The 12,083-nt window shown below is 53.7% G+C and carries 7 protein-coding genes; all 7 read right to left on the reverse strand.

Annotation, left to right across the window (positions count from 1 at the left end; translation table 11 throughout):
* Positions 1 to 127: 127 nt before the first annotated feature.
* Positions 128 to 1,162, reverse strand: a complete 1,035-nt coding sequence (locus A6X21_RS03755) for a 6-phosphofructokinase (RefSeq protein ID WP_068846164.1) — start codon at positions 1,160 to 1,162, stop codon at positions 128 to 130.
* Positions 1,163 to 1,279: 117 nt separating this feature from the next.
* A complete protein-coding gene (gene accC, locus A6X21_RS03760; RefSeq protein ID WP_068846165.1) occupies positions 1,280 to 2,626 on the reverse strand; it encodes an acetyl-CoA carboxylase biotin carboxylase subunit in 1,347 nt (448 codons plus the stop codon).
* A gap of 282 nt (positions 2,627 to 2,908) precedes the next feature.
* Entirely contained in the window at positions 2,909 to 3,412 is a 504-nt protein-coding gene (gene accB / locus A6X21_RS03765; protein WP_068846166.1) for an acetyl-CoA carboxylase biotin carboxyl carrier protein, read from the reverse strand.
* A gap of 221 nt (positions 3,413 to 3,633) precedes the next feature.
* The gene (locus tag A6X21_RS03770; RefSeq protein ID WP_240490152.1) at positions 3,634 to 4,791 is read right to left on the reverse strand and encodes a M24 family metallopeptidase; all 1,158 of its coding nucleotides are present in this window, start codon (positions 4,789 to 4,791) and stop codon (positions 3,634 to 3,636) included.
* A 129-nt stretch (positions 4,792 to 4,920) separates the two neighbouring features.
* Positions 4,921 to 7,569, reverse strand: coding sequence for an MMPL family transporter (locus A6X21_RS03775; RefSeq protein WP_068846581.1), 2,649 nt, complete (start codon positions 7,567 to 7,569; stop codon positions 4,921 to 4,923).
* Between the two features lie 228 nt (positions 7,570 to 7,797).
* A complete protein-coding gene (ftsH, locus tag A6X21_RS03780; protein ID WP_068846167.1) occupies positions 7,798 to 9,942 on the reverse strand; it encodes an ATP-dependent zinc metalloprotease FtsH in 2,145 nt (714 codons plus the stop codon).
* A 265-nt stretch (positions 9,943 to 10,207) separates the two neighbouring features.
* Entirely contained in the window at positions 10,208 to 12,016 is a 1,809-nt protein-coding gene (locus tag A6X21_RS03785; RefSeq protein ID WP_068846168.1) for a zinc ribbon domain-containing protein, read from the reverse strand.
* Positions 12,017 to 12,083: the final 67 nt, after the last annotated feature.

Consider the following 12,083-nt stretch of genomic DNA (forward strand, 5'->3'; position numbering starts at 1 on the left):
CCATTTGTTCGAAGATGAATGGCAAAAAAGACGTTCGCCGAATTGCAGGATGTCCCTCGACTTTGCCAATCGATGGTTGTCGTACTTTACCCCAACTGGTGCATTCTCATGCACCCTACACACGAAACTAGACTGTGAAGAACTCGGCAGCATCCTGATAGAACGCCGGGTCGAGTGTTTTCAGCTTGCCGACGGCATCCTGCAGTGCGACGTCGACAATTGATGTTCCCTGCAGAGCCACCATCCGGCCAAACTTTTTCGCGATGACCAGTCGCCCGGCTCCCACACCCAGGCGAGTCCCGAGAACACGATCATAAGCCGAGGGTGTGCCACCACGCTGAAGATGCCCGAGAATCACATGGCGGGTTTCAATTCCCGTCCGCTTTTCAATGATTGAAGCCACCAGTTCGCCGACACCACCCAGGCTGACATGTCCGAAGTCATCGACCTTGGCATTCGATGTTACATAGCCTTCCTCGGGTGCAATCACCGCTCCTTCACTCGCGACCACGATGCCCCACATTTTGCCGGCTTCGCGTCGTTTCTTGAGGACATTGCACATGGCCTCGATATCGACCTTGATTTCTGGAACAAGAATATAGTCTGCAGAGCCAGCCATCCCGGCTTCGCAGGCAATCCAGCCCGCGTGGCGTCCCATTGTTTCTACGACAATGATCCGCTGGTGCGATTCGGCCGTTGTTCGAAGGCGATCAATCGACTCCATGCAGATGTTAATGGACGTATCAAAACCAAAAGTCACATCGGTGCAGGAAAGATCGTTGTCGATGGTTTTGGGGCAGCCAATCGTATTGAGCTTGTGGTCGTTGTAGAGTTTATTGGCCACGCCCAACGTGTCGTCACCACCAATGGCAATCAGAGCATCGAGACCCAGCCGCTCATAACTGGCCAGTAGCTTTTTGACATCGTCAGGGTTCTTGTAAGGGTTGGTACGGGAAGAACCCAGAATGGTGCCACCCTTCCAGAGAATGTCAGCGGTATTCTCCAGTGTCAGTGGCGTGCCAATCCCGTCGATCGCACCACGCCAGCCGCGCTGCAGGCCAATGACTTCGCCACCTGCATTGCCAATCACCCGGACTGCACCGCGAATGACGGCATTCAAGCCGGGGCAATCTCCACCGCCAGTGAGAATTCCAACTTTCATACGATTTGCCTCTACTGTTGCTGTCTCTATGGCCTGCTGCAAAATCAGGGATGATGGTTCAATGAGCTGTCACACTTCGTCGGCTGGCAGCGGTTTCTATCAGATCAAAAGCATTGGTTATCTGCCAACCAGTTCCTGCTCGACGAACGTGGTGTACATCTTGCCTTCGACAAATGCCGAGTGATTGAAGATGCGCTTCAGCAGCGGAATTGTGGTTTTGACACCTTCGAGCACCAGTTCATCGAGGCAACGCTTCATACAGGCAATGGCTTCGAGCCTGGTGGGCTTGTGCACAATCAGCTTGCCGATCATCGAATCGTAGTAAGGCGGGATGACATAGCCTTCGTGGACATGGGAATCCCAGCGAACGCCCAATCCACCCGGAATACGGAGCTTCGTGATCTTCCCTGGTGATCCGCGGAAATCGTTATCCGGATCTTCGGCATTGATACGCACTTCAATGGCGTGACCGTTACAGGGAACCTGCTTCTGCTTGATCCCCAGTGGTTCATTGGCCGCCACACGGATCTGCTGGCGAATGAGGTCGATTCCCGTTACCTGCTCAGTGACCGGGTGCTCGACCTGAATACGGGCATTCACTTCAATGAAGTAGAAGTTGTTGTCTTTATCGACGATGAACTCGCAGGTACCGGCATTGGTGTAGCCTGCTGTTTTCACGAGACGAACAGCCGCCTTGCAAAGTTCTTCACGAACGTTCTGGGGCAAATTGGGTGCTGGTGATTCTTCAATCATCTTCTGATGACGGCGCTGTGTCGAACAATCGCGTTCCCACAAATGGAGCACTTCACCGTGCTGATCTGCCAGAATCTGCACTTCGACATGGCGAGGATTCTCGATGTATTTTTCGAGGTAGACGCCCGCGTTGTTGAAGGCCTTTTCGGCTTCGAGAGCTGCCTGTTTAAGGCCTGCCTTCAAAGTAATATCGTTACGGGCGACACGCATCCCTTTGCCACCACCACCTGCGGTCGCCTTGATCAGAACTGGATAGCCAATCCTGTTGGCAATACCAATGGCGGTCTCTTCGTCGGTAATCAGTCCATCACTTCCCGGAACGAGATTCACCTTCGCCGATTTCGCAATTTCTTTGGCAGTGACTTTATCACCCAGCTTCGCCATGGCTTCATGCGGAGGGCCAATAAACTCGATGTTGCAACTGCGGCAGACTTCGGCAAAGTGTTCGTTCTCGGAAAGGAAACCATACCCGGGATGAATCGCCTGGACATTACCCACTTCTGCCGCACTGATGATGCGATTAATCAGCAGATAGCTGTTTGCCGATTGTGCCGGCCCGATGCAATAGGCTTCATCGGCGAGGCGAATGTAATCCGCATTACGATCAGCCTCACTGAAAACAGCGACTGTCTGAATCCCCATTTCGCGGCAGGCACGAATGATTCGAAGAGCAATCTCGCCACGGTTGGCTACTAAAATCCGTTGAAACATGGCTGGTCGTGTCCATCAGCAAAAACTTAGGTGTCGAAACCTGATGCGATTACTTCGTTTCGAGTGGCCCTCAGTCGTTCTGACTAAGAACTGCTCTCTGACAACCCGCTCAACACAACGATTCCTGATCGATACATATGACCAATTGAGCCGGGTTGAACTGTCAAAATGAAGAGAGACCGCGTAAGAGCCAATTGCCTGAATGCGTCGAAACTTCCGTTTTGCACAGCGTTCGCTCACAAACAGGCAACGTACTCCGGGCGATCCATCATGCGGATGAAACTATGGTCGAACACGGAACAGTGGCTGACCGTATTCCACGGGATCGCCATTCTTCACAAGCACAGCAGCGATCGTGCCACTGACTTCGGCTGGAATCTGGTTGAAGACCTTCATGGCCTCAATGATGCACACCACAGTTTGCGGGCCAACTGTCGAACCCACATTTACGAAAGCTGGGTCTTCGGGTGTTGGTGACGTATAGAACGTCCCGACCGTCGGGCTCTTGATGTCAATCAGACCGGCTTCCGCAGCGGGAGCAGCAGGGGCTGACGCCGCAGGAGCAGCGGCTGCCGGAGCCGAGGCCACAGGGGCTGCTGGAGCAGGGAGATAGGTGGGAGCAGGAGCCGCCACTGTCACCGTGCTTGAGCCGCGGCGCAGACGAATGTGCTCTGGCCCGTTCTTCAAATTGACTTCACTCAGATCATGCTTCTCCATGAGTTCAAATAACTGCTGGAGCTTCTGCAGATCGAACGGCTCGCCGCTCGCTGGTGATGCTTCGGACATCCCGAAAATTCCTCGAAGAGTTAGGACATATCAATAATGAGTGATGAGACCGGGCGAATAGCGCCGGAGATCACCTGCCAAAACCCGCTTTACCTTCGTCAATCGTGCCCATCTTCGCAACTCACTCCCCTCTGTTTCACACCTCGGCGATGGCAATTCAGAGGGTTTCACGACCAAAACAACACAAGAATAATATACACATGTATGGTTAAGCGGCGGTTTTATCGCCGCACCTGAAATTCTTCAAAGGATTTCGGCAAGCTGGTTAAAACTTCGTGGCCATCTTTTGTCACCAGGACGTCGTCCTCAATTCGGATTCCACCCAGTTCCGGGAAGTAGATGCCTGGCTCCACAGTCACAATCTGGCCGACTTTCAGTTCATCGGTCGAGATCGGGCTGAAGCGAGGATTCTCGTGCACATCCAGGCCAATTCCATGGCCCAGACCATGGCCGAAGAATTTTCCATAACCGGCATCTTCGATCACTTTGCGAGCTGCCGTATCGACGGCCTGACAACTGGCACCGGGCCGAATGAGTGCAATCGCTGCCAGTTGCGCTGCCAGCACCACTCGATAAGCCTTTTCAATCTGTGCTGGGACTTTACCAGTGGCCACGACGCGAGTGATATCGCTTTTGTATCCTTTAGGAGTGCTGGCACCCCAGTCGAGCAACACGAAACCCGCTTCGGAAAGCTGACTGTTTCCTGCCCGTGCGTGGGGTAAGGCAGCTCTTGGCCCCACGGCAATAATGGGGTCGAAGGCGACCTTCGCAGCACCAAATCGCCGCATGGCATGTTCCAGATCTGCAGCGATCGCCGCTTCGGTCATCTCCGGAACAAAGAGTGACTTCACAACTTCAAAACCCCGCTGAGCCATCTGCACCGCTTCGCGGGTCTCGGCGATCTCCGAAGCATCCTTGATGCAGCGCAGTTGTTCAACCAGATCTGTGGTGGGTACCAGTGTGATCGATTTCAGGCGATTGGCCCAATCCTGGTGGAGTGCGAACGAGACATGCTGAGATTCAAACCCGAGTGACAAACTTCCGCTTGATTTGAAAAATGCCCCCACCAGTTCTGCCATTGGCTTACGGGCAGTTCTTGTTTCGTAGGGTAAACCTGGGCATTCCTGTTCAATTTGTGTTGTAAAGCGACTATCTGTCAGCAGAACCGTCTTTTCAGGGGTCACCACCAGGTAGCTGTCATCACCCGAAAAGCCGGTCAAGTAGGTCACGTTTTTCGGGTTTGTGACCAGCAGTCCGCGCAGACCGGCTTTCTTGATGAGCGACAACAGTTTGCTGCGACGCTGTGCGGGGCGATCAGTCGCCGATTTCTCTAAGGGTTTCCCTGTGATGGCTTTCTCGCCAGATGCTTGATCAATCACGGAACGCTCCTGCTTCTGCCGTTCTGTTGCCATTCACAACGCCTCAATTATTGAACCTGATGACTGCATAGCGCCATGCGGAGCCTGAGAGATTTTTCAGGCGATTCGTCATGCTGCGGAAAAGCTGCATTAAGCACTATTGGGTGGGATCTCTGCTGAGGTTGTCGACTTGTCGCGGGTTGTCTGTGCGGGGGATTGATCGGCCCTTGGCTTGGCTCCCAGCCAGGGCCCGAGTCGACCAAAACGTCCCCCATGCAACATCACCAGATAGGCCGGAACCAGAATCGTTCGCACCACGAAGGTATCGAGCAACACGCCGAAGGCGAGGGCAAAGCCCAGTTGAGTCATCCCTTTGAGTGAACCAGCCATCAGCGAGGCAAAGGTCCCTGCCATAATAATGCCGCAACTGGAAATAATACGGCCAGTGCGTGAAAGAGCATGCACCACTCCACCCACAGGCCCATGTTCGTGCTGCTCTTCCTCAATTCGAGTCATGAGAAAGATGTTGTAGTCTTCACCTACGGCAATCAGAATCGTGAACAGGAACATGGGCACCTTCCAGTCCAGTCCTGCAAAATCAGGTTCAATCGCCCAGAAGAATGCATAGGTAAATCCGAGTGTCGCCAGATAACTGAACAGCACTGTAATGACCAGATACAGGCAGATCGCGGGTTGCCTGAGCAGGATGACGAGAATGAGGAAAACTCCCGAGATCACCAGGACATCAATGCGGATCTGATCGCTGTCAGTTACAGTTTTCAGATCGCGAATACTGGCGGTCGAACCGGAGATATAAATCGTCGTGCCGTTCTTCAGGATTGCTGGCAGACTTTGCTGAATGAGATGTTCGACCTTGCTTAACTGCTCGATACTGTCCCGGGCAAACGGATCGTTTGTCGTCGTAATGTCGAGCCTCGTCAAATGCCCGTCAAAACCGGGCTCTTTGCTCACATAGAATTTTACAGACCGATCGGTTGTGATTTTGCGGCGAGCCACCTGCTTGATCGAATCGAGGTCTTCTTCGCCACCAAAGGGATGGGAAACGCTGCGGATATCGGCCAGTTGTGCATCCGCCAGATGCTTGCGAAGTTCAAGTGTCAGTTCTTTGATTGCATCGATTCCGCCTGGGGAATCACCTGTTCTTTGAGAGAAGTCGATGTTGTTATTTCTCAGCAGAACAGTGACTGGCCCGGTCGCACCAGCGGGAAAATGTTCCTGTACAGCTTTGGTCCCCAGCACACTGGGCGAATTCGCCGGGAGATCAGAGAGCAGTCCGTAGCTCAGATGCGAGAAGAACAACAGACCCACAATCGCAAAAGGAGTCATTGCGGCAATGCTGACGAGCAGTGTTGTCAGTGGCCTCTCAAGAATCGTGTCGGCCAGTCGTGACCAGAAGCGGTTGACGCCTAACGCTTCAGTAAAGGCTTTCAGCGGACTGGCTGCCGGCAACCATCCTGTCGTGCTGGAGGGACGTTCTCGCTTCATTTGTGGCCAGAAAGCCCAGGCCCCCGCAGCACGTAACAATGCCGGGGTGAATGTTAATGATGCGATCAGGACGATAATCAGCCCCGTGGAAATCGCAATGCCGGCTTCGTGGAACTTCACGAACTGGGCAAAGATCATCATGGCAATGCCGCAGATCACGGTCCCGGCACTGGCAGTGATCGCCGCTCCGACTTTGCCAAGAGAATTGGCAATCGCATCTTCGTAATTGACTCCCGCATCCAGTTCTTCTTTATAGCGGGCAATCAGGAAGAGGCAGTAATCAACGCCAGCACCATAGACCAGCACAGTGACATAAGGCTTGATTTCCTGAAACAGCACCACGAACCGGTAATCAGCCAGAAGCCTCAGCAGGCAGAGCGAAAGTTCAACAGAAACAAACACCGTCAACAGCGGAATGATCGCCAGGAGCGGCGCCCGGTAAATCGCGATCAGCAGGAAGATCACCAGCACCACAGTCAAAAGCTCTGTCGCTTTCGCACTGGCATCGGCGGTCACCAGCATGTCGCGGCCTACAACAGCGTTACCACTCAAAGAGATATCCAGGCCCAGCGGGACAATTTTCATGAAATCCCGGCTGGAGAGAAGTTCCTCCACGGCACGAACAATTTTTTTGTTCGCGGCATCCATGAAGTCTTTCGTCAGTTCAACCATGACCAGAGTGGCCTTCTGGTCTTCACTGCGCAAGAGACGGCCGATCTTGGGATCTTTGTAGGTACGGATGGCCGTAATCTGCGAGTTGCCCAACCCGAGAGGTGCCAGTGGAGCAGCGGGCTTGGCAGGTGTAGCGGCCTTTTCGGAAGACCGAGGAACGTTCGTGTCGTTTCCTTTGGCCGCAGTCTCGCTGGCGTCGGTCGAGGATTCTTCGGTGGAACCTGAATCGGCAGACTCATCATCAGGTTGACCGACCAGGCCACCAAACTGATCCGCAATTTTCAGGAGTAATTCCCGGAGTTCGTTATCCCGATCCGGGTCATCGGTATCGACCCCGTCGTCGACGAACTGCAGATCTCGATCCGTTAACTCCCGATTCTCACCCACACGGCGGACAACCAGTACAATCGCACTCCGCTGGGTATCAGCCGGGAATGCTTTGGCAAAGAGTTCTTCAGCCACGCGGCTGGGAAAGTTCGCCGGCAGAAAAGCAAACTCACCGGTGGTGATCACATCATCCAGAGGGGGCGCCAGGATCGCCATGGAAATGACGAGGGACAGCCAGCCCGCAATCACCAGGTACCAGCGATGTGTGATCCAATTTCCGAGACTTTGAAACATATCGCCGGTCTCGATCATTAAGCCGAGGTGTGAATCATGTTGATGTGTGACCCGCAGTCGATTCTGAAATTCAGCTCGCACTTAACCTGTTGTGATTCCAACTGTTAGACTGTGCAAACTTTCAGACTATTTCCACCAGTTCAAACGATGAAATTAGCCCTTGTTGAAGTGAGGGTCAATTCACACGGGTAACTAACCAGTCGCTGAAGCGAAAAACGAACCCCGCAATCAGCCGACATTCACTGGGTTTCCACCTTCGGTACTGCCATCACTCTCGCCCGGTCGATATGGGGCAACTGAAGGAGTGGGCAAAGATGTCGAGTGCGGCGAAATCTGTGCAGACGTTCCCGGCATAATCTGTGGCCCGGTCTGGTACTGAGACAGGATCTGCTGAAGTTTTTCCGCGTCCATCACCTCGATCTCCAGCAGCTCTCTCGTGAGGTGATCCATCGCGGCTCGACGAGTCACGAGAATCTCGTGAGCTGTCTCGTAGGCCGCGTCAATAATTCGTCGGACTTCGAGATCGATCTCTCGAATCGTCTCTTCGCTATGTGCGCTCTCAGAGACAGTGGTGGCATTCGCGAGAAAAGCGGAGCGGGACGTATCACTGTAATGCACCCGTCCCAGTTTGGGGCTCATGCCAAACTCAGTCACCATGCGGCGGGCCAGATCAGTCGCCCGCTGCAGATCATTAGAACCCCCGGTGGAGTTCTCGTTGAAAACAATGTCTTCCGCAGCAATACCACCCAGTAATACACAGATCCGGTTCTGAAGTTCGGTCTTGGTAATCAACTGGCGGTCTTCTTCAGGCCTTTGGAGTGTGTACCCCAGAGCGCCCAGACCTCGGGGGATGATCGACACTTTATGGACCGGATCAACATGCGGCAGCGAACAGGCAACCAGCGCATGGCCGATCTCATGCCACGCCACGCGATTCTTCTCTTCCTCGGGCATGATCCGGGTTGATTTCTCCAACCCCGCCACAATCCGCTCGACAGCCTCTTCAAACTCAATATTGGTCACTTTGGGTTTGTTGGCACGTGCTGCCAGAAGTGCTGCTTCATTGACCAGGTTCGCCAGGTCGGCACCAACAAAACCAGGAGTCAGTCGGGCCAGATATTTCAGATTGACGTGATCGTCAACTTTGACCTTGCTGGCATGCACTTTCAGGATCGCTTCACGGCCTTTGACATCAGGCCGATCCACCAGCACATGGCGGTCAAACCGGCCAGGTCGCATCAGGGCGGGATCCAAGGTTTCTGGTCGATTGGTGGCACCCATGACGATCACGCTTTGATCGGAGGAGAAACCATCCATCTCGACCAGCAGGGCATTGAGTGTCTGTTCGCGCTCGTCGTGTCCGCCGGGCATGCCACTTCCGCGGACTTTGCCCAATGCATCCAGTTCATCGATGAAGATAATCGCGGGCGATCGTTCACCAGCCTGCTGGAACATGTCGCGAACGCGAGCCGCTCCCACACCGACAAACATTTCGACAAAGTCAGAGCCTGACAATCCGAAAAATGGGACACCCGCCTCACCCGCGACAGCTTTCGCCAGCAAGGTTTTTCCCGTCCCCGGCGGCCCAACCAGTAACACTCCGCGAGGAATGCGGCCACCCAGGGCCTGGTACTTTTCGGGTGTTTTCAGGAATTCTACGACTTCACGCAGTTCTTCAACCGCTTCATCGATCCCTGCCACATCCTGAAATGTTACACCAATCTCTTCCTGGGCATAAAGCTTACCCCGGCTGCGGCCAAAGGACATCGCCGCCCCGGGCCCCGCCATTTTCCGGAAGACATACAGAAAAACAGCCAGCAGAATCAGGGGAACTCCCAGATAATAAAGCATCATCTGCCATTCGGGGGGCTCGGCACTGAAGCCGTAGTTGATGCCATTTTTATCCAGCAATTCAATAATGCTGGTCTGGGCACCATCGCGCATACCAACGACCGGCACGACAAAGTAAGCCGGAGTCACCCGCTTCGAGGAGGTCGCTTCACGGCCTTTGTTGCCGGGCTGATCCTGATAGCGAATCGATGTCGGCCCAATTTCCACTTCGAAGACATTCGTGGCAGTCAACGAGCCTTGTTTCAATCGCTGTTTGAAGTCGCTGAATTCGACTGTCGTGCGTTTACCACTGCCACCCAGTGTGAAGACACCGATTGAAATGACAATGGCGATCAGCAGATACCAGACCAGATTGGAAGAGCCTGGCTTTTCAGCTTTTCTTTTTGTGCCCAGAGGTTTCGCTGGTTCAGTCTTCACGGGATCCGGCTTTACTGGATCTGACTTCAATATCTCTGGCTTCACGGACTTTGGGGTCGTTGAAGACTGAGTGGGCTGGTTCTCAGAGGATTCAGGTTCCGTCATATCGCTCGAGTACTTTCCGCACAGGTCTGGGCAACGGGAATGTCTGGACAACGGGAATTCGGTCGAACTTTTTGTGTGAGTTCTTCACGATATCGACGTACATGAACTGACCACCAGCCATTTCAGAAGACCGGCATCCTTAAACTCACTCTATGAACTTTAGGGTGCGTCCTGCCAAGGGTCAAACCGAGTCCCTGATTTCGCGTCCTGCGAAGAGATTGTGGGGAGCTTCATAACATCTGCAGAAGGCTCACTCGAATTGAGATTAGCACCCGAACCACTGGCCCAGGCTCGACAGATTCATCAGCCAGAGGGCAGGGGCTGCTCCAGCCGCTGGATCAGGTGGTGGAATCGCGTCAATCACTGCTTTAACAGCAGTCACAAAGAAGACACCAAAGGCGATACCTTCCAGCAAAGCTCCACCCAGGAAGGCGGTCAAACCAAACTTGGTTTCTTCCGGCTCTTTGTTGTAGAGGAGGATCGCACCGATTAACGGAAAGAAAATCATCAAGAGGCCAATGGCCATACTGGCCCGGAAGGCAGGGGCCAGCATCACACACCAGCCAATAAAGCTGGCGAGTGCAAAACCAGAGGCAGCCCCAAACGCCATCGTGGGCAACGTTGGAAATGGCAGGTCTGCTAATGAGGAAGTGACAAGGCCGCCGACAGCTCCCAGAATGCCACAGACCATAACAACGGCCACCGCATCGACCACACCCTTCGGCTTGGCGACCTCGTCTTCATCGGTCTTTTCTTTAGCGACATACTTGTACTCTTTGGCTCGACCAATGAGCCCCAGTCGATTTTTGTTGAAGTATGCAAACTGACCATTGGTCCGCATGTTAAAGACGGCAGTCCAGCTGGCACTCAAACAGGCCAGTACCCAGAAGATGGACGGAAGGATCAATGAGAGATAGTTTGGTGGCTTGATCTCTTCTTTCGACTTGGCTTCGTACGGATTAGTCGGAGCCACACCACCTGGTTTATCTGCCTTGATGGGATTGTTTTCCACCTGCCACTTGGCGTAGACAATCTGGCCGTTGTTATCCATCGTTTTCGCCAGCTCGACCAGCGGTTCAGCCGACAGCCCGATGATCAATCCGAGAAAGATGATCGGGAGTAGATTCGTGAGCAGGAACATGCCTGTCCAGGTCCACGATGCTTTGATTGTCTTGAAGTAAGCTGGCAACAGCTTCCAGAACATCCACCCGGGATAAGAGACCGGCATCGACATATGCGACATGACTGCCGGTAGCAGTGAGGCAATCGGGATTTGCCATGCCAGGAAATAGGCGATTTTGACAGAGAGCGGTAAACCCTCCATCGGCACAATCACAAACCACCCCAAAAGATAAGGAATCGCCAGCAAAGGAAGTGCAAACGCCAGTTGCCAGGCCACGGCCTGCAATCCTAATGAGCTGCACAAAAAGAAGTCGAAGTTAATGCGCGGCAGCTTATCTTTCCGCTCCATCGTCGCCTTGATGATTTCGGTATCCAGAAACCAGAACCAGCCCGGAATGGCCATAACTGAAACGACGGCAATCAAGCCCCAGAAGTATCGAGGGGGTGGCGAAGAAACCCAGAGCAGCATGAACGCGCTGCCAAACATGATCGTCGATGAAACCAGCAGGTACATCATCGTCCGGAAGGCAAACAGCTTGTATTTGAGCGCAAACTTCCAGCTCTCCGACCAGAGGTTTTCGTAGAATTTGTCCGGGTCTGGCCCTTTCATCTGCTTCTTGCGAGCCGTTTCTCCCAAACCGCCAGTTGCCAGATCGATCCCACAATTCGGGCATTCGGTCGCTTCGGGATCAACTTCTGTCCCGCATTTGCGACAGATGCTGGCCCCCGAATCTTCCAGATCACTCAAATCAAGATTGGCCAGCCCATCCTCGCCCGCAGCCGATTTTGACGACTTGGCTGATGCTCCCTTTTTGCTGGCAGTGGCTTTCTGATCGCCGGCGGGGACAGGGATCTTCGATTCACAGTCGGGGCAGCGAATCGCCTTGCCACGGGCCGCATCCGGTGCCGTGACGACTGTCCCACAAGCCTTGCAACGAACTTTCAGCGGCATAAGGTGCTAATCCCTGCAGTGCGAATTTTTGCAAAAGTGCAGTTGAGTACCGGCGCATGTCTTGCTC

It is taken from the genome of Planctopirus hydrillae (assembly GCF_001707835.1).
Classification (GTDB): Bacteria; Planctomycetota; Planctomycetia; order Planctomycetales; family Planctomycetaceae; genus Planctopirus; species Planctopirus hydrillae.

Coding starts and splice junctions, on each gene's coding strand:
- ftsH (WP_068846167.1), bottom strand. CDS start 9,942: ATGACGGAACCTGAATCCTCTGAGAACCAGCCCACTCAGTCTTCAACG.
- accC (WP_068846165.1), bottom strand. CDS start 2,626: ATGTTTCAACGGATTTTAGTAGCCAACCGTGGCGAGATTGCTCTTCGA.
- A6X21_RS03775 (WP_068846581.1), bottom strand. CDS start 7,569: ATGTTTCAAAGTCTCGGAAATTGGATCACACATCGCTGGTACCTGGTG.
- accB (WP_068846166.1), bottom strand. CDS start 3,412: ATGTCCGAAGCATCACCAGCGAGCGGCGAGCCGTTCGATCTGCAGAAG.
- A6X21_RS03755 (WP_068846164.1), bottom strand. CDS start 1,162: ATGAAAGTTGGAATTCTCACTGGCGGTGGAGATTGCCCCGGCTTGAAT.
- A6X21_RS03785 (WP_068846168.1), bottom strand. CDS start 12,016: ATGCCGCTGAAAGTTCGTTGCAAGGCTTGTGGGACAGTCGTCACGGCA.